The following is a 17,747-nucleotide window of genomic DNA, read 5'->3' on the forward strand; positions in this document are numbered from 1 at the left end:
CGAGCAGCGCGCGCGTGCGCTTCGCGTGCACCGCGAACGCCGGTTCGGCGAGCACGCGCGCGAGCGCCGCGGCGAGCCGCGCGCCGTCGACCGGGCCATCGACGCGCACGCCGCAGCCGTTCGCGACGACACGTTGCGCGTTGTCGAACTGGTCGTGTGCGAACGGCGTGACCACCTGCACGATCCCGGCCTCGCACGCGAGCGCCGCGGTGCCGATCCCGCCGTGATGCACGAGCGCGCGGCAACGCGGCAGCAGCGTGCGCATCGGCACGAAGCGGCGCACGAGCAGCCGGTCGTCGCCAGGGGCCGCATCGTACGGCGTCAGCAGGATCCCGCGCGCGCCGGTCGCGCGCAGCGCATGCGCCACCGCGCCCGCGTATGCCGCGTGATCGACGCGTGTCGAACCGGCCGTGAACACGACCGGGGGCTCGCCGGCCGCGAGAAACGCATCGAGTGCCACATCATCGTCGGGTGTCGCAATATCGTTGAACAACGGAAAACCGCTTTGCAGATGATTCGACGGCCAGTCGGGCTGCGGCGGCGCGAACCAGCCGGGAAACAGGCACAGCACGCCGTCGGTCGAATGCAGCCAGCGGCCGAGCACGCGCCGTGCGGGAGCAAGCCCCAGCTCGCGGCGCACCGCGTTGAGCGCGGGGCCGCACACGCGGTCGAGCACCTGGCGCTCGATCAGCGTCATCAGCGCCGACTTCACCGGCAGCGGCCAGCGCGCGGGAATCGTCAGGCGCGGGTGCGTCGGCGGCGCATGCGCGGACAGCAGCGTCGACGGCGACACCTGCACCGACACGTACGGCGTGCCGTGCAGCTCCTGCATGAAGCGCGCGGAGAACGCCCACAGCGTGCCGACGAGCACCGTGTCGGCATCGGTCAGCGCATGCAGCGCGTCGTAGTGCAGGCGCAGCGTCGGCGCGATCACCTGCCACAGCGTGCGGAACGACGTGCGCGGATCCCACAGCGCCGGGTTCTCCATCGCCGCGTCGTATTCGGCTGCCGTACCGACCGGCACGAACGCGAAGCCGCAGCGGCGCACGGCCGCCTCGAACGGCGCGTGCGTGCAGAACACGACGTCGTGACCGCGCGCCGCGAGCGTGCGCGCGACGCCGAGCAGCGGATGCACGTCGCCCGCCGAGCCGATCGCGGTCACGATCATCTTCGCCATCGCGCGCCTCGCCGGGGTCAGTAGAAGCCGGGAATCAGCGCCGCCACTTCACGGCGGTACTGCGCGTAGGCCGGCCCGAAATACCCGGTCAGCCAGCTTTCCTCGACGCGCACCTTGTACGCAAGCGATGCGAACACGAGCAGCACGCCGATCACGCCGCGCCATTCGCCGCCGATCAGCGCGGCGCCGGCGAGCGCGATCAGGCAACCCGTGTAGATCGGGTGACGCACGAGCGCGTACGGCCCCGTGCGGACGAGTTCGTGGTCTTCCTTCAGCGTGACCGACACGCTCCAGTTCGTGCCGAGGTGCAGCCGCGCCCAGACCGAGAACAGCAGGCCGGCCACCAGCACCGCGAGCCCGCACTGCGCCTGCAGCCCGAAGCATTGCCAGTCGGGGACGAGCGCCCGCCACGACGGATCGGGCAGGATGATCAGCGCGCCGCCGACGATCAGCGGAATCGACTGCAGCGTGCGCGAGCGCGACGCCTCCTTGCGCACGGTCGCCTTCACGCCCTGCGACGTGGCAATCCAGTACGCGAGCCACACGGCCCACGGAACGACGATGGCGATGGTCTGAACGATATTCACGGCGGGCCTGCCTCGGTGGGATGGGAATTCGGATGCGCGGGACGAGCCCGACGCACGACGGATGAGGTCACGACGACAGCGCGTGCATCGGCGCGGGCACGCACGCATGCGCGGCCGCGCGTGCGATGCCGGCCGCGACGGACGACTCGCCGCAGAAGAAGTCGAGCAGCGCCGTACGCGTGTATTCGCGCTGCGCGCGGCCTTCGATGTCGAGGAAGTGGCCGGCGTCCGGCACCGTCGCGAAGCGCGCACGCGACACATGCGCGCCGAGCTGGCGCACGTCAGCCGGCGTCGTGTAGTCGTCGCGCTCGCCGTTCAGGAACAGCAGCTCGCAGCCGATGTTCGCGAACTCGCTGAAGTAGCGCTCGGGCTGCAGCGACAGGATCTGGTCGACGTGGAACGCGACCTGGTCCTGCTCGTCGCGCGGCAGGCGCGTGAGATACCGGTAGTTGTACAGCTTCATGATGCGCGGCAGGTAACGGCCAACCGTGTCGTTCAGCAACTGCGCGGCCTTGAGATTCTCGCCGGCTGCGATGTGGTCGCGGGCGCGCGTCACGTAGTCGACCATCGCGGCGTTCAGGAACGGCGAGAACGAGCAGATCGCCGCGCGCCGCACGCTCGGGCAGCCGCGCGCGAGCGCGAACAGCGACGCGACGCCGCCCCACGACACCGACACGAGAAACGCCGGCGCGAAATGCTCGACGAGGTACTGCAGGATCGCGGCTTCGTCGTCCTTGGTCAGGATGTAGCAGCCCGGGTTGTGCTGACGCGACTGCCCCGCATACGGCAGGTCGAAGCAGATCGTATTCATCCGCTCGCCGAGATACTGGACGGTCTGGCCGAACGACGCGGTCGTCGCGAGTGCGCCGTTGACGAGCATCGCCGTGTCGAATGCCGGGTCGAACACGTTCCGTTCGACGTAGACCTTCAGACCATTCGGTAGCGGGACCACGTGTTTTTCGGTCGGCATCGTCGTTCTCCGGTGGATGCGGCGTCTCGACGTCGCGGCATGCTGCAGGTGCGCAATGGCTGGCGCCGGCCCCGTGCGCGGTCTGTCCACGCGCCCGTTGCCGACGCACCGCGGCAATTGCCGGCGGCGCCCATTCATTCCTCGTAGTGCGGCGCCATACTAATACGGTCGATATTACTTACTCAAGTCATTCCAAGGATCCCCTCTACTCCACCCGGAAATGGGCCGGATTCAAATTTTTTTATCAATTTCTATGGTAAGCGGAATTTTCAGAAAGGTGATCGCAATCGTTTGCGGGCAGGTTGCACCGGCGCTCAAAAATCACAAATAATCGTTTATATTCAATAACTAGGCTCATTTCAATCGCCCGATTGAAACGGTTTTTACAAAGCCGTGCATCTTCACAATCCGAATTGACGATTTCACATCGCGAATAATATTACAGAATTCGACACTCTTTCTATTTGTAATGGATGCGGAAGTGGAAACTTTTCTCCGCATTGCGTCATTTATCAGAAACCGTTTTAAACAGATTCCAATTTAATTAACCTTCTTTCAATGCGTTTTTCCGCACCTGCACATGACTGCGGACGCAATCGAGACCCGTTATCGAGGGCAGCCTGATCGTCCGACCCCGGTTTTTTGTTGATTGAACGATCAATAAAAAACCGCTAAGCTCTCGACTTCCATGGACGGCCCGTCCGGGCGAAGGGAGTCGCGATGCCGAAAGTCGGAATGCGGGAGATTCGCCGCGCACAGTTGATCGATGCCACGCTGCGCTCGATCGACGAAGCGGGCCTGCCCGGCACGACGCTCGCATCGGTCGCGCAACGCGCGAACATCTCGACGGGCATCGTCAGCCACTACTTCGGCGACAAGGACGGCCTGCTCGAAGCAACGATGCGGCACGTGCTGCGCGACCTGTGGTCGGCCACCACGCGCCGCCGCACGGCTGCGCGCAAGGATCCGCGTTCGCGGCTGCGCGCGATCGTCGCCGCGAACTTCGACGACACGCAGGTCAGCGCGCCCGTGATGAAGACGTGGCTCGCGTTCTGGTCGCAGAGCATGCACGACCCGATGCTCAAGCGGCTGCAGCACGTCAACACACGGCGCCTGCATTCGAACCTGTGCGCCGAATTCGCGAAGGCGTTGCCGCGCGCGAAAGCGCGCGAAGCCGCCGGCGGCCTCGCCGCGCTGATCGACGGCCTGTGGCTGCGCGGCGCGCTCGCCGGCGGTCCGATCGACACCCGGGCGGCATTGAAGCTCGCCCACGATTACATCGACCTGCTGCTCGCGTCCGCCTGACGCGTCACGCAGTCGCCCTCAAGGAGATCCTCATGTCCGTATTCGGTTTGCAGCGCCTCTACATCGGCGGCGGTTACGTCGACGCCACGAGCGGCAAGACTTTCGACACCTTCGATCCCGCCACCGGCGAACTGCTCGCGCAGGTCCAGCAGGCGAGCGCGGCCGACGTCGACCGCGCCGTTGCATCCGCCCAGGAAGGCCAGCGCGAATGGGCCGCGATGACCGCGATGCAGCGCTCGCGCATCCTGCGCCGCGCGGTCGACCTGCTGCGCGAGCGCAACGACGCGCTCGCGGCGCTGGAAACGCGCGACACCGGCAAGCCGATCGGCGAGACGCTCGCGGTCGACATCGTCACCGGCGCGGACGTGATCGAGTACTACGCGGGCCTCGCGACCGCGATCGAAGGGCTGCAGGTGCCGCTGCGCGCCGAATCGTTCGTCTATACGCGCCGCGAACCGCTCGGCGTGTGCGCGGGCATCGGCGCGTGGAACTACCCGATCCAGATCGCGTGCTGGAAGACGGCACCCGCGCTCGCGGCCGGCAACGCGATGGTGTTCAAGCCGAGCGAAGTCACGCCGCTGACCGCGCTCAAGCTCGCGGAAATCTATACGGAAGCCGGCGTGCCGGCCGGCGTGTTCAACGTCGTGCAGGGCGACGGCTCGGTCGGCGCGCTGCTGACGGGCCACCCGGACATCGCGAAGGTGTCGTTCACGGGCGGTGTCGAGACGGGCAAGAAGGTGATGTCGCTGGCCGGCGCATCGTCGCTGAAGGAAGTGACGATGGAACTGGGCGGCAAGTCGCCGCTGATCGTGTTCGACGATGCGGACCTCGACCGTGCGGCCGACATCGCGGTGACCGCCAACTTCTTCAGCTCGGGCCAGGTCTGCACGAACGGCACGCGCGTGTTCGTGCACCGTTCGGTCAAGGACGCGTTCACGCAGAAGGTGCTCGAGCGCGTGAAGCGCATCCGCGTCGGCAAGCCGGCCGATGCCGACACCAACTTCGGCCCGCTCGTGTCGGCCGCGCAGCTCGACAAGGTGCTCGGCTTCATCGAAAGCGGCAAGGCGGAAGGCGCGAAGCTGCTCGCGGGCGGCACGCGCCTGACCGACGGCCACTTCGGCAACGGCCAGTACGTCGCGCCGACCGTGTTCGGCGATTGCCGCGACGACATGAAGATCGTCCGCGAGGAAATCTTCGGGCCGGTGATGAGCATCCTCGATTTCGAGTCGGAGGACGAAGTGATCGCCCGCGCGAACGACACGCACTTCGGGCTTGCAGCCGGCGTCGTGACCGAGAACCTGTCGCGCGCGCACCGCACGATCCACCGCCTCGAAGCCGGCATCTGCTGGATCAACACGTGGGGCGAATCGCCGGCCGAGATGCCGGTTGGCGGATACAAGCAATCCGGTGTCGGACGCGAGAACGGCATCACGACGCTCGAGCACTACACTCGAATCAAGTCGGTGCAGGTCGAGCTCGGCCGCTACAACCCGGTGTTTTAAGGATCACGAAAGGAGACTGACCGTCATGACGACACGCGAATACGATTACATCATCTGCGGCGCAGGCTCCGCGGGCAACGTGCTCGCAACGCGCCTGACGGAAGATCCGGACGTCACGGTGCTGCTGCTCGAAGCCGGTGGTCCCGACTACCGCTTCGACTTCCGCACGCAGATGCCGGCCGCCCTCGCCTACCCGCTGCAGGGCCGCCGCTACAACTGGGCGTACGAGACCGACCCCGAGCCGCACATGGACAACCGCCGGATGGAATGCGGCCGCGGCAAGGGGCTCGGCGGCTCGTCGCTGATCAACGGGATGTGCTACATCCGCGGCAACGCGCTCGACTACGACAACTGGTCAACGCACAAGGGCCTCGAGAACTGGACGTATCTCGACTGCCTGCCGTACTTCAAGAAAGCCGAGACGCGCGACGTCGGCCCGAACGACTATCACGGCGGCAGCGGCCCCGTGTCGGTCACGACCAGCAAGCCGGGCGTGAACCCGCTGTTCGAGGCGATGGTCGACGCGGGCGTGCAGGCCGGCTATCCGCGCACCGACGATCTGAACGGCTACCAGCAGGAAGGCTTCGGCCCGATGGACCGCACCGTCACGCCGAAGGGCCGCCGCGCGAGCACCGCGCGCGGCTACCTCGACCAGGCGAAGGTGCGGTCGAACCTCGAGATCGTCACGCACGCGCTCGCCGACCGCATCCTGTTCGACGGCAAGCGCGCGTCGGGCGTCACGTACCTGCGCGGCAGCGAACGCGCGACCGCGCATGCGCGCCGCGAGGTGCTCGTGTGCAGCGGCGCGATCGCGTCGCCGCAACTGCTGCAGCGCTCGGGCGTCGGCCCCGGTGCATGGCTCAAGGCACTCGACATTCCCGTCGTGCTCGACCTGCCCGGTGTCGGCCAGAACCTGCAGGACCACCTGGAGATGTACATCCAGTACGAGTGCAAGGAGCCCGTCTCGCTGTACCCGGCGCTCAAGTGGTGGAACCAGCCGAAGATCGGTCTCGAATGGATGCTGAACGGCACCGGCCTCGGCGCGAGCAACCACTTCGAAGCGGGCGGCTTCATCCGCACGCGCGACGACGATCCGTGGCCGAACATTCAGTACCACTTCCTGCCGGTGGCGATCAACTACAACGGCTCGAACGCAATCGAGATGCACGGTTTCCAGGCGCACGTCGGTTCGATGCGCTCGCCGAGCCGCGGCCGCGTGAAGCTGCGCTCGCGCGACCCGAACGATCATCCGAGCATCCTGTTCAACTACATGGCCGAAGCGCTCGACTGGCGCGAGTTCCGCGATGCGATCCGCGCGACGCGCGAGATCATGCGGCAGCCCGCGCTCGACCGCTATCGCGGCCGCGAGCTGAACCCGGGCGCCGATTGCAAGAGCGACAAGGAACTGGACGCGTTCGTGCGCGCCCGCGCGGAAACCGCGTTCCATCCGTCGTGCTCGTGCAAGATGGGTTACGACGACATGGCGGTGGTCGATGAGGAAGGCCGCGTGCACGGGCTCGAAGGGCTGCGTGTCGTCGATGCGTCGATCATGCCGATCATCACGACCGGCAACCTCAATGCGCCGACGATCATGATCGCGGAGAAGATCGCCGACAAGATCCGCGGCCGCCAGCCGCTCGCACGCGTCGACGTGCCGTACTTCGTCGCGAACGGCGCACTGGCGCGGAATGTCGCGAAGGCCGTGCGGCAGCCCGAGACGGCCTGACGGGGGCGGGCACCCCGCCCGAACGTCGATCGGGTCCTGACGAAACGCCGCCGGCCGTGATGGTCGGCGGCGTTGTTTCATGCAGGTATCAACCGCGGTTCACTTCCTGCCGCAAACGCTCGACGTCGACGTGCTTCAGGTAGTTCGTGATGTTCTGCCAGACCGGATGAAAGCCGTAGCCGCCGTGCTGCAGTTCATCGAGCGCCTGCTCGCGCGTCCAGCCCTGGTACACCATCCGGTACAGCGCGGACACGAGGCCCGTGCGATCGGCGCCGTGCTGGCAGTGGATCAGCACCGGGCCGTCCTTGTCGGCCGTGCGCAGCGCCTTCAGCGCGGTGACCATGTCTTCGTCGCGGATGTCCCACGTGTTGATCCGGATGCGCTGCATCCGGATCTGCGTGCCGGCCAGAATGGTGTCGTCCGCATGAAACGAACGGAAGCTGATGACCTTGCGGATGCCGAGCTTCTGCAGTTCCGGCACGTCCGCGCGCGACAGCTGCGCGCTGCGGTACAGCGTCGGCGTGATGCGATGCAGGTTGTTCACGTGCGCATCGACCACGCTCTGCGCCCACTTGATCGGCCGGGCGGACGCGTCGGAGGCCGGGTCCGCGTGGGCCGGCTGCACGAGCGCGGCGAGCGTGACGGCGAGCGAGGCAATGACGGCGATTTTCATGTCGGTTCAATAGAATGCGCGCTTGCGCTCGCGGGACAGGACGAACAGCACGATCGCGGCCGCGCTCATGGTCCAGTAGTCGGTCGGCGCGACGCCCAGCCAGTGGATATGCCACGGCACGTGGGCCGGATTGAAGCGGGACAGACCGTAGGCCGGATTCAGCACGAACCACAGGAAATCCTCGGTCAGCCAGAACACCATGATGCACGCGATGATCCGCGCCTCGATGCGCCACGACCACCGCGCGTTGAAGATCGGCGGCAGGTGGAAGAACAGCGCGACGAACGGGAACACCCAGGCGTGGTAGCCGGTCATCGGCCGCCCGCCCCAGAAGATGTCGAGCAGCCAGTGATGTTCGATGCGCCAGGTCGGCAGGTTCGCGGCCCAGCCCGCGCTGCCCTCGATCTGGATCTCGACGTTCGCGAAGCAATACGCGAGCAGCACGACCCAGGCGACGACGAACAGCGTATGGCGCGCCGGGATGAAACGCGCAACGCTCATGCGACCGGCTCCAGGCCCAGCACGCGGTCGAGCACGAAACGGCCGGCCAGCGGCCGCCCGAGCGGCGCGAGGCGTCGACGCATGTCGGCCAGGCGCTCCGGCGTCTGCAGCAGCGCGCGGATCCGGTAGACGAGCGCATCGTCGTCGATGGCCTTCAGCGCGACGCCCTGTTCGAGCAGGAAATCCGCGTTGCGCTCTTCCTGGCCCGGAATCGGTGAGTTGACGATCATCGGCAACTGCATCGCGAGGCATTCGGACGTCGTCAGGCCGCCCGGCTTCGTAATGACGAGGTCGGCGCACGCCATCAGGCGTTCGACCTGCTGCGTGAAGCCCTGCGGAAAGAGCCGGCCCGGATGCTGCGCGGCGAGCGCCTGCAGCGACGCGAGCATCGCCTGGTTCTTGCCGGCCAGCGCGATCAGCTGGAAATCGGCGTCCATCTCGAGCAGCCGCGCGGCCAGCACGTCGAGCCCGCCGAGGCCGGCGCCGCCAGACATCATCAGGAACGTGCGACGCGCGGGATCGAGGCCGAACTCGGCCGCGCACGCTGCGCGATCGAGCGGCTGGCCGAACGCCGGCATGATCGGGATGCCGCTCACGTGCACCGTTTCCGGCGCCATGCCGCGTGCATGCATGCGCCACGCGATCTCGTCGTTGGCCGCGAAGTAGCCGCGCATGTGCGGCACGACCCACATGCTGTGCAGGTCGAAATCGGTGACCTGCACCCACACCGGCGTGTCGATGCGCGCCTTGCGGATCTCGCGCGACAACAGTTCGGCCGGCAGGAAGTGCGTGCAGATGATCGCGTCCGGGCGCTGCCGCTCGATCTCCTCGAGCAACTGGCGGCAGTTGAGCCGCTCGATCGCGCGGCGGATCTTCTGCGACGCGGCGGCCGGATCGGCTTCGTCGGTCTTCTGGTACAAGTAGCCCCACAGTGCGGGCTGGCTGCTGACGAGCTTGATGTAGAAATCGGTGTACAGCTTGCGGAAGCCGGTGGACACGAAATCCATTACGTCGAGGTGGGTGGCTTCGATGCCGGCCGGATGGAGATCGGCGAATGCGCGAATCGCTTCGGCCGCGCGGGTATGCCCGGCGCCGGCGCTGACGCTCAGGAGCAGGATTTTCTTGTTTTGCTTTGACATCTGACTGACCGTTTCGATGAAGGGGGTCCGGATGCGGGTCGGCAGCAGCGCGGTTACGCGGCGGCATCTTGCGTCCGGCTTTCAACCAGCCTGGCGGATCTTCGGCGGTGCGGTCGATCGGTTGGCCCGGATCGGCCGATCGACCGCATCGCCTGCGGAATCATACTGCGTCCGGGCGACGAGGCCTGGAACGGAGGGTGCCGCGCGGGCGGTCGGATGGGGATGAGGCGCGGTCGCGCGTGGATCGCGACGGCGTGACGCCCCGCTCGCGCGTGCGAACGGGGCCCGGTGTTTCTTCAGCGCAAACGGGACGCTCGCGCCGGGCGATACCCGTCGTTTCGTTTCGGCAAAGGCTTCGCGTCAGCCGGCGTTGCCCTCGTCTTCGCCGAACCGGGAGATCGCGACGGCTCGCGTCCGCATCCGCTTGGCGCGGATGATCGGGTTCCTGCGCGACGTTAGACTCATCGCGCCGCGCAAACGGTCGAACGCGACATCCTCCTTCGTCCCGAAGCGGCTGACCGCAGGCCACGCGAGCACGTGGTCGAGCCACGTTTGCCACGTGCCGCCATGAAAGCGGCGGCCGACTTCCCGAACCGTGTCCGGCGCGGCAATCACGATGCCCGCCAGCAGGGAGTAAGCCCAGAAACTGCCGGCGCCCGTCAGTCGATCGAGCCGGCATACGGATAGCGCCGCGAACAGCCCGTCCACCGACGCGAGATCGGCGCGATGCGTTCCGATCGCTTGCGCAACGAGGTTGTGCTGGCCGCCGTACGCTGCGACCGACACCCCGTTGCCGGCGGCGAGTTCGGCCGCGAACATCGCGAGCGCGGCCATCTCGTCGATGCGCGCCGCGTCGTCGCGCGGGCCGCATGCGCGCAACACGATCGCGTCGATGACGGCGCCGGGGCGATCCGGTGTTTGCGCGCTTGTCGCCGCGATGGCGGTCAGTCGTTCTCTCAGGTTCTTCGCAGGCGGCGTCTCGCTGGGCGCGTCATTTTCGTGGGCGATGCGTTCGACGGCGTCTTCGTTGCTGCATTCGACGCCGCCGGCAATCCGTTCGAGCGCGGCCCAGCCGACCTCGGGGTCGTCGAACGCACACGCATCGATCACGCCGTGCGCGGTGTCGAATGCGGCGCGCGAGCCGGGGCAGCAACGTTCGGCCTCCGCGAGCTGCTGCGCGGAGGGCACATGCGAGCATGCGCCGAGCGGATCGGCCGGGTCGCACGCGCAGCCGCCGCCGTCCGTCGCGATCCACGGAACGAGCCGGTGGAGGATCGCGGCGGCTTCATGAGACAGGTCGACGCCGGCCTGCATGCGTATCGCGTGCGACGCGACGACAGTCATGTCGTACGCGTCGCCCGCCATCGCCGCGCAAGCAATCGCGTCGAGATGGTCGATCAGGTACTGCAGCCACGCGGCCGTGCGCAGCCGGTCAGGCGTCGCACCGCGGGCCTCGCCATACTTTGCTGGATCGGTAAGCATGGGTCGTCCGGGATAGTTCTGGTCGAATTGGAATCGTTCTGTTTCAATCGAGTCGGGGGCGCAGTACGTCACGCCAGCCCGGCAAGTCCACCCGAATCGGATCGCGACACGGGTGGCTCGGCCGTCACGCGGATAAGCGCGACGACGCGAATACATCGAGGAAGCGAAAACTCACGTGCGAACCACACGATCCTCATGCACGGGCGGGCGCCCCGCTTCGCTCGGTCATGGTTACTGTACGTGGAGCTTCGGCGACGTCGCGAGCGTCCCGGCGAACGTGCAATCACGCGGCAGCACGACGTTCATGAACGTCAGCGACGAGTCCGAGTCTTTCCATGTCGTTGCTATCTTTCCCGGCCCGCAAGCCCCGAGCAAATTGACGTTCATCTGCGCGTTATTGATCGACAACTGCGTCGTGCTATCCACCTGTCCCGTCCACGGCGAAGCGCTGTTCGCGCTACCGGCGAACAAGCCGCAGAGGGGAGCCCCGGTGAACTGCGTCGACGTCACGTTGACGATACCGGTCGCCGAGATCGTACCGTTGAACGTGGTACTGCAGACCGCGACAATCGCTCCCTTACCGACGTTCATCAACCCCGTCGCGGAAAACGGTTCGCCATTCGGATTCATCGGCATGCCGTCCACGCGCGAAACAGTCACTGCGAATGCAGGCACGGCCGAAACCGCGGCGAATGCCACAGCCGCAACAAGCAACGTGATTCGACGAGCTTTCATTTGTGAGGCCCTCTCTCTCGATATGCGGCGGCCTGCCACCCGAACTGCGGCCGCTCTGCGAATGAATCCGGCCGCCGCGCCGATACGCGCGACGGCACGAACCCATCGAAACCGCGAAAACCCGCCGCGCCTACCGCACGGCCCTCGCGCGCAACGGGTATCCGCTTCGATCCGCAATGCTTACTGCACGTGGAACTTCGGCGACGTCAGAACGGTGCCGCCCACCGTGCAGTCCGGCGTCAGCGTGGCGTTGTTGAACGTCAGCGACGAGTTCGCATCGCTCCACGCCGTCACGACCTTGCTCGGCCCGCACGCGCCGAGCAGCGTGACGTTCACCTTCACGTTGTTGATCGACAGCTGCGTCGTGCTGTCGGCCTGGCCCGTCCACGGCGACGTGCTGCTCGCGCTGCCGCTGATCAGGCCGCACGTCGCGCCGCCCGAGAACGTCGTCGACGTGATGTTGACGATGCCGGTCGACGTGATCGTGCCGTTAAAGGTCGCGGTACAGGGCGCGCTGATCTGCCCCTTGCTCAGATTCGTGAGCCCCGACGCGGAAAACGGCTCGCCGTTCGGATTCATCGGCTGACCGTCCACGCGCGAAACGGTGACGGCAAAAGCAGGCGCGGCCGAAACCGCGGTGAAAGCCACTGCAGCAACAAGCGATACGATTTTGCGAATGCTCATTTGAACTGCCCCCTCTCTTTACAAATGGCGGCACGCCGCCAGGAACGCAACCTTCCGGCCGGAACGATCCGGCCAGCCGGTCGCAGGAAACCGCCGGCACGCGTCATGCGCGCCGGTCGGCTCAGAACTTGTAGGAAATCCCGACGAACGTGATCAGCGGGTCGGCCTTCAACTTCGTGCGCGTGGTCGCGAGCGTCGAGCCGTCGGCCGCCTTGATCACGAGCGACGAGTAGGTCTTCAGCGGCATGTACGTCAGCGTCGCCGTCAGCCCCCAGTGCTTGTCGATCGCATAGCTCGCGCCGATGTTGTAGACCGGCGTGAACGACGACGACGCCTTGCCCTCCACCGACGTCGGCCCCGGCTTGCCGGCGCCGGCCGCGAGTACGCTGCCGAGGTTCTGGTTGATGTCTCTCGCGAAGTTGCCGTTCAGTTCGATGTTGCTGAACCAGCTGTACGCCACGCCGATCCCGACGAACGGCCGGAACCGCGCCGTCGACGAATTGAAGTAGTACTGCAGGATGATCGTGGGGCTCCACTGCCGCGCGTTCTTCACCGCCGGCTGGTTCGCCGGGTCGTCCATGTTGACGCTGCCGAGCGCACCGGCCGGGCCCGGCGGCTTGATCGTGCCGTGCCCGGTCAGCGTGAACTCGGGCGGCACGCCGAGCACCGACGTCACCGCGATGTGGTCGGTGAAGAAGTGCGTGAGCGTGAGGCCGACCGTATCGGCGTTGTTGACCGTCAGGCTCGTACCCGGCGACGTGAACGAACCGGGCAGGCGCAGCGGCCCGTTGATCGGCATGCCCGCGAGATTCGTCGTCAGCCCGTTGGTCGAATCCTGCGGCATGATGTGCAGCCAGCCCAGCGTCGCGACGTTGTCGCCCGCCTGCTGGGCCGATGCGAGCGTCGACACGCCTGCGACGATACCCGCGACAATCAGCTTCTTCATGAAGTCTCCCCTCATTCTGTCCGGGCGCCGCGCATCTGCGCGCGGCGCCGCCGTGTCTCCATCCAGGCGTGCGTCACTGCACGAATGCGCCGACCGTGAAGTACGGGTTGCTCGTATCGTTCATGTCGAGGAACCCGAATACGCCGCCGGTGAACACGAACTTGCCGGTTGCCGGCCCCGACGCCGCATCCGCATGCACGGTCGTCACGACGCCCGGCACCTTCTGCGTGTAGTCGAGGTTCAGCGCGCGCGTGAGCGCGGCCTGCGACGCGTTGAACGGATCGAGCAGCGTGGCCTGTGCACCGATGAGCGCGGTCGCGCGGTAGTTGAACGCACTGTCGACGCCCGTGTACTCGCCGTCCTGCGAGCCCTGCGCGATCGCCGTCCGCGGGCTCAGGAACGAGATGCCCGATTCGTCGTCCGCGCTCGGCGGCCCTTGCGTGAGGTCCGCGTTCGCGGCACCGGTGCGGATGAAGATCGGCACGAGCTGGTTGCGCAGCTTGCCGACGATCAGGATCCCCTTGCCGGCCTTCGCCGGATCGAGCGCGGCGAGTGTCGGCGGAATCTGCGGCAGGTAGTTGAGCGACTGGAACGCCGGCGCATCCGGACGCAGCGTGAACGGCTGGTTCACGGTCGCGCTCGACGCAAGCGGCTGCCCGCCGTTCTTCTTGCCGAAGTTGTCGGTCTCGATGTAGCTGCCGTCCGCGTTGATCGTCACCTTCTGGTCGAGCGCCACCGGCTGGAAGTTCTGCGACGGCACCTGGTGATAGCCGAGCTGGTTGTACGTGCCGGCGATCTTCGTCAGGTCGGTTTCGAGCGACGAGAAGCTGATGAACGGGTAGTACGGGAACGTCGTCTGCGGAATCTTGCCGACGCCGATCACGCCGTTGAACTGGATCGTCGCGCCCGGAATCGCGCCGCCCAGCACGCCTTCGCCGAGGAACAGCCGCGCGGGCCGGCTCGGGTCGAGGCTCGCGTTCTGCATCCGGAACGTGCACTGGTTCAGCTTCACCGTCGGCAGCCCCGTTTCGTCGGCCAGCGTGCCGTCGACCACATTCGCGGGGGCCGTGTCGCGCGTCGGCTGAACGGTGCCCGCGGTGGTCGGCACCGGCGATGCGAGGTAAGTCATCCGGTACGTCATCTTCGTCGTGTCGAGCTGCACCTTCACGAGTTCGCCCGACCCCGACCCGCCGATGAACACCGTGTTGTAGTCGATCGTCTGCGGGCACAGCCGGACCACCGGCGCGGGCGGCGGGTCGCCGTCTCCACCGCATGCGGCCAGCACGGGCGCGAGCGACGCCGCAGCCATCCATTGTTTCAAATTCATAGGAATCCTCTTGAAATTCTATTCGCCGGCGGCGACGCATGCGCCGCCGGTGTTACGTGTTCAATGCAGGGTTACTGGACGAACGCGCCGACCGTGAAGAACGGGTTGACCTGGCTGTTGTTGACGACCATCGCGTAGACGTTGCCAGCCGTCAGGATCCAGCCCGTATCGCCCTTCTTGAAGATCGCCACGTTGCCGTTCGCGCCCTTCGCGTTGAAGTCGCTGTTGGCCGTGACCGCGATCTTGCCGGGTGTGGCTTGCGTATAGTCCAGCCCGAACTGCGCGGTCTCCGACGACGTCTGGGGGTCGATGAAAGCCGCGGTATTGCCCTGGAACAGCGTCGACGTGTAATTCGCCGCGATGGTCGACACGGCGGTGCCGTCGCTGCAGTTGCCGGCGGCCGGCATGAAGAAATTGAACGTCGTGTTGTACACACCAGGCAGGTCCGGATGCGGGACGAGTGCATTGAAGCTCGGCTTCGAAGTTGCTGCGACACTCGACGGCCCGTTGGAGGTCACCACACCACACGCGGATGCGCTCGTCGCACCGATGAAACCGCCCTTCAGCAGGTTGGTCGCAACAGCCTTGGAAGGCGCGAGCATCGAGATGCCGACTTCCGCATCGGCCACCGAGCCCAGCGGATTACCCGCCGGAGCATACGCATACCCGACGCGGATCACGATCGGCACCAGCGCGCCATTCAGCTTGCCGACGATCATCACGCCGTGTGCCTGGCTCGGCACGATGAGCACCAGCGGCTGTCCCTGGCCGGCCGTCGGATAGGCCTGCCCCGGTTGCGCGTTGCTGACGAATACGTTATCGGGTGTGCCGTCCGCGTTTTTACGCAACGTCCACGGCGTACCGGTCGTCTGGCAGGAGTAGTCGCTGCCTTGCGTGATCGTGCACGTCCCGTCCGCATTGAACGTCTGGTTCCAGTTCACGACGTCCGGCTGCCACCCTTCCGGAGTGCTGGTCTGATAGCCGGTACCGGGCGGAGACAGGTGAATGCCGACCTCGTTATACGCGCCGGCCACCTTCGTGAAATCCGTTTCGGTGTTGGTGAAGCCAATGAACGGGTAGAAGTCGAACGTACGCGACGGCACCGCCCCGATGATCGATCCAAAGACGTCGATGCCCTGGAACGCGATCGTCGCGCCCGGAATCCCGCCGCCCACCACGCCGTTGCCGACGAACAGCATCGGCGGATCGGCGCGGTTGATCGTCACCGAATACGTACCGTCGCTCGTCGCGCCGCTGTCGAGCACGAACGCGCAACGATTCTGCTCGGCCGTCGGGAGATTGGTCGGATGATGGAACGCGCCGCTGATCGTCAGGCCTGCGCGCGTGTTGTTGATCTGCCCTGCCGAGGTCGGCACCGACGAGTCGATGAACTGCATCTGATAGGTGAGCTTCGTCGTGTCGAACTTCACCTTCACGTATTCGCCGCTGCCCGAACCGCCCGTATACGTCGTCGTGTAATCGAGCGCGTCCGGACACAGCTTCGTCACCACTGGCGGCGTCGTTTCAGCACCGCTCGGCCCGCAGGCGCTGCCCGAGCACTGCGGCACGTTGATCGGCCCCGGATCGTCGCCGCCGCCGCAACCGGCGACGAACGGCAAAGCGACTACCGCGCACGACAGGATCGCCTTCCGCCATTCAGGAATGCAAATCATCAACCCCTCCTTTTCAGGTACGACAAGTCTCGTCCGGCCGGGCTGCATGGCCCGCCGGTTGGTATCGCGCCGCCGCACGAATGCGCGGCGCATGACGGTGCGCGCAAGGCAGCCGCGATGCCGGTCAGGCGGATGCGGCACATGCCGCGGCGGCAGACGAGCGCGCTCCCGCAGCGCCGTCATGCGGCACGGCGCCGTCGGAACGATCGAAACGGAAAGTGGTTCGCCGCTACACGGCGAGGTGACGACGCAGGCATGCGACCTGCGTCGCGCCTGCATGCAGCGAAAAATCGGGAAACGGCAGTCCGGCTGGCCCCGCGGATAGGCGTCTCATGGTGTGGTCTCCATCCGTACGCTTGATTCGTTATCGTGATGCGTCGTTTGTCGAGACTATGATCGGACCATTCAAACAAGTAAATGGATGCAGAGTTCCAAACGAATGAACCCGCGCGATCCTAGCGTTTACACGGTATTTGACAGATTTTCAAACAGCCTTCATTTTATTTGCTCAGACAAATACCGGGGCCGTGGAACACGCGTTTGAACGGCGACCGCCAATCCGCGCCGAGCCAAGCCAGCCGGCCTTCAGCGGCCGCCGCGCATGTTGCAGCGCAACCTTACACGTCGATGATCGCGAGCGTGCCGTGGCTGCCGGGCAGCACCGCGTGACGGATGCCGGCCCGCGCGAGATACATCTGCCCGGCCCCGACCACGACCGTTTCCGCTTCGACTTCGAGCATCAGCGTGCCGTCGAGCACCAGCAATCCCTCGTTGTAGTCGTGCACTTCCGCCTCGTAGGGCTGCGCATCCATGCGCAGCACCTTGATCCGGGCCGGCCCGACCTCGCCGACGATCGTGGATTTCCATGCGGCGGCCTGGGCGTCCGCCACGGATTTGAAATCGATCAAAGACATGCGCGCCGCTCCGTAAACGATGAAAGGAACGCATTATCGCGAGCGCGATGCGTTCCGTCCCGATACGGCGCAAGGTCCTTCGGGCAGCACAGTCGGCCGGCCGCACGCGCGGCGACGCGGTCACGGCCCGGTTTGCGGAAAATGCCCGGAATTGTTCGCTCAATTCAAATAAAGCTCTTTTTTATTGACTGATGACCGCTCAGTTCATGCCAATCCGGTATCGGCAATGCCCCGCCTTTCCATCAGAATGCATTTCGATCTACCGATTGCTAATATGGCGGTCCCGCGATCCCGCACCACAACGCCGTTCGACATGACGCCCGTTCGCCATGCCGTCCCCGGTCCCGTCCGCCTCGCAGCGGCGGCGACACCGGGCACGCGCGGCACCCCGCGTCGCGCCGGCCGG

At 66.1% G+C, this 17,747-nt stretch carries 16 protein-coding genes; 3 read left to right on the forward strand and 13 right to left on the reverse strand.

Annotation, left to right across the window (positions count from 1 at the left end):
* From BLA15945_RS27390 to BLA15945_RS27400, 3 genes are all read right to left on the reverse strand, one after another.
* Positions 1-1,177 (reverse strand): glycosyltransferase (locus BLA15945_RS27390; protein WP_174993834.1); only part of this gene is annotated, 1,177 nt, incomplete at its 3' end.
* A gap of 17 nt (positions 1,178-1,194) precedes the next feature.
* Positions 1,195-1,764 (reverse strand): methyltransferase family protein, encoded by a 570-nt coding sequence (locus tag BLA15945_RS27395; RefSeq protein ID WP_059239213.1) that lies wholly within the window; start codon positions 1,762-1,764, stop codon positions 1,195-1,197.
* A gap of 67 nt (positions 1,765-1,831) precedes the next feature.
* Complete coding sequence (locus BLA15945_RS27400) at positions 1,832-2,734, reverse strand: alpha/beta fold hydrolase (RefSeq protein WP_059239211.1); 903 nt, start codon at positions 2,732-2,734, stop codon at positions 1,832-1,834.
* Positions 2,735-3,454: 720 nt separating this feature from the next.
* Here BLA15945_RS27400 and betI point away from each other — a divergent pair.
* Genes betI through betA form a run of 3 tightly spaced genes read left to right on the forward strand, consistent with a single transcriptional unit; the run spans position 3,455 to position 7,267 of the window.
* Positions 3,455-4,039, forward strand: coding sequence for a transcriptional regulator BetI (gene betI, locus BLA15945_RS27405; RefSeq protein WP_059239210.1), 585 nt, complete (start codon positions 3,455-3,457; stop codon positions 4,037-4,039).
* Between the two features lie 32 nt (positions 4,040-4,071).
* The gene (betB, locus tag BLA15945_RS27410; protein ID WP_174993835.1) at positions 4,072-5,541 is read left to right on the forward strand and encodes a betaine-aldehyde dehydrogenase; all 1,470 of its coding nucleotides are present in this window, start codon (positions 4,072-4,074) and stop codon (positions 5,539-5,541) included.
* Between the two features lie 25 nt (positions 5,542-5,566).
* Positions 5,567-7,267: a choline dehydrogenase gene (gene betA, locus BLA15945_RS27415; protein ID WP_174993836.1), complete on the forward strand. Its 1,701-nt coding sequence runs from the start codon at positions 5,567-5,569 to the stop codon at positions 7,265-7,267.
* Between the two features lie 88 nt (positions 7,268-7,355).
* On the opposite strand, the gene BLA15945_RS27420 is transcribed toward betA, so the two are convergent.
* The 10 genes from BLA15945_RS27420 to BLA15945_RS27465 form a co-directional block, all read right to left on the reverse strand.
* Positions 7,356-7,940, reverse strand: coding sequence for a dual specificity protein phosphatase family protein (locus tag BLA15945_RS27420; RefSeq protein ID WP_174993837.1), 585 nt, complete (start codon positions 7,938-7,940; stop codon positions 7,356-7,358).
* A gap of 6 nt (positions 7,941-7,946) precedes the next feature.
* On the reverse strand, positions 7,947-8,441 hold the full coding sequence (locus tag BLA15945_RS27425; protein WP_174993838.1) for a hypothetical protein: 495 nt from the start codon (positions 8,439-8,441) through the stop codon (positions 7,947-7,949).
* Positions 8,438-9,580: an MGDG synthase family glycosyltransferase gene (locus BLA15945_RS27430; RefSeq protein ID WP_174993839.1), complete on the reverse strand. Its 1,143-nt coding sequence runs from the start codon at positions 9,578-9,580 to the stop codon at positions 8,438-8,440. Before BLA15945_RS27430 ends, BLA15945_RS27425 begins: the two co-directional genes overlap by 4 nt.
* Positions 9,581-9,940: 360 nt before the next feature.
* Entirely contained in the window at positions 9,941-11,062 is a 1,122-nt protein-coding gene (locus tag BLA15945_RS27435) for a hypothetical protein (RefSeq protein ID WP_174993840.1), read from the reverse strand.
* Positions 11,063-11,293: 231 nt separating this feature from the next.
* Positions 11,294-11,797: an activator protein gene (locus BLA15945_RS27440; protein WP_174993841.1), complete on the reverse strand. Its 504-nt coding sequence runs from the start codon at positions 11,795-11,797 to the stop codon at positions 11,294-11,296.
* 180 nt (positions 11,798-11,977) lie between these two features.
* Complete coding sequence (locus BLA15945_RS27445) at positions 11,978-12,481, reverse strand: hypothetical protein (RefSeq protein WP_059239188.1); 504 nt, start codon at positions 12,479-12,481, stop codon at positions 11,978-11,980.
* Between the two features lie 121 nt (positions 12,482-12,602).
* Positions 12,603-13,427: an OmpW/AlkL family protein gene (locus BLA15945_RS27450; protein ID WP_059239186.1), complete on the reverse strand. Its 825-nt coding sequence runs from the start codon at positions 13,425-13,427 to the stop codon at positions 12,603-12,605.
* Positions 13,428-13,500: 73 nt separating this feature from the next.
* Positions 13,501-14,754: a DUF2957 domain-containing protein gene (locus tag BLA15945_RS27455; protein WP_174993842.1), complete on the reverse strand. Its 1,254-nt coding sequence runs from the start codon at positions 14,752-14,754 to the stop codon at positions 13,501-13,503.
* A 71-nt stretch (positions 14,755-14,825) separates the two neighbouring features.
* Positions 14,826-16,427 carry a DUF2957 domain-containing protein gene (locus tag BLA15945_RS27460; protein WP_174993875.1) on the reverse strand — a complete coding sequence of 534 codons (1,602 nt, stop codon included), beginning with the start codon at positions 16,425-16,427 and terminating at the stop codon, positions 14,826-14,828.
* Positions 16,428-17,044: 617 nt separating this feature from the next.
* The gene (locus BLA15945_RS27465; RefSeq protein WP_059239182.1) at positions 17,045-17,341 is read right to left on the reverse strand and encodes a cupin domain-containing protein; all 297 of its coding nucleotides are present in this window, start codon (positions 17,339-17,341) and stop codon (positions 17,045-17,047) included.
* Between the last annotated feature and the right edge of the window lie 406 nt (positions 17,342-17,747).

This window comes from Burkholderia arboris (assembly GCF_902499125.1).
Taxonomy (GTDB): Bacteria; Pseudomonadota; Gammaproteobacteria; order Burkholderiales; family Burkholderiaceae; genus Burkholderia; species Burkholderia arboris.

Bases quoted from the DNA above. Each gene is read 5' to 3' on its own strand.
- BLA15945_RS27400 (WP_059239211.1), bottom strand. From the start codon at position 2,734: ATGCCGACCGAAAAACACGTGGTCCCGCTACCGAATGGTCTGAAGGTC.
- betI (WP_059239210.1), top strand. From the start codon at position 3,455: ATGCCGAAAGTCGGAATGCGGGAGATTCGCCGCGCACAGTTGATCGAT.
- betB (WP_174993835.1), top strand. From the start codon at position 4,072: ATGTCCGTATTCGGTTTGCAGCGCCTCTACATCGGCGGCGGTTACGTC.
- betA (WP_174993836.1), top strand. From the start codon at position 5,567: ATGACGACACGCGAATACGATTACATCATCTGCGGCGCAGGCTCCGCG.
- BLA15945_RS27420 (WP_174993837.1), bottom strand. From the start codon at position 7,940: ATGAAAATCGCCGTCATTGCCTCGCTCGCCGTCACGCTCGCCGCGCTC.
- BLA15945_RS27425 (WP_174993838.1), bottom strand. From the start codon at position 8,441: ATGAGCGTTGCGCGTTTCATCCCGGCGCGCCATACGCTGTTCGTCGTC.
- BLA15945_RS27430 (WP_174993839.1), bottom strand. From the start codon at position 9,580: ATGTCAAAGCAAAACAAGAAAATCCTGCTCCTGAGCGTCAGCGCCGGC.
- BLA15945_RS27435 (WP_174993840.1), bottom strand. From the start codon at position 11,062: ATGCTTACCGATCCAGCAAAGTATGGCGAGGCCCGCGGTGCGACGCCT.
- BLA15945_RS27440 (WP_174993841.1), bottom strand. From the start codon at position 11,797: ATGAAAGCTCGTCGAATCACGTTGCTTGTTGCGGCTGTGGCATTCGCC.
- BLA15945_RS27445 (WP_059239188.1), bottom strand. From the start codon at position 12,481: ATGAGCATTCGCAAAATCGTATCGCTTGTTGCTGCAGTGGCTTTCACC.
- BLA15945_RS27450 (WP_059239186.1), bottom strand. From the start codon at position 13,427: ATGAAGAAGCTGATTGTCGCGGGTATCGTCGCAGGCGTGTCGACGCTC.
- BLA15945_RS27455 (WP_174993842.1), bottom strand. From the start codon at position 14,754: ATGAATTTGAAACAATGGATGGCTGCGGCGTCGCTCGCGCCCGTGCTG.
- BLA15945_RS27460 (WP_174993875.1), bottom strand. From the start codon at position 16,427: ATGATTTGCATTCCTGAATGGCGGAAGGCGATCCTGTCGTGCGCGGTA.
- BLA15945_RS27465 (WP_059239182.1), bottom strand. From the start codon at position 17,341: ATGTCTTTGATCGATTTCAAATCCGTGGCGGACGCCCAGGCCGCCGCA.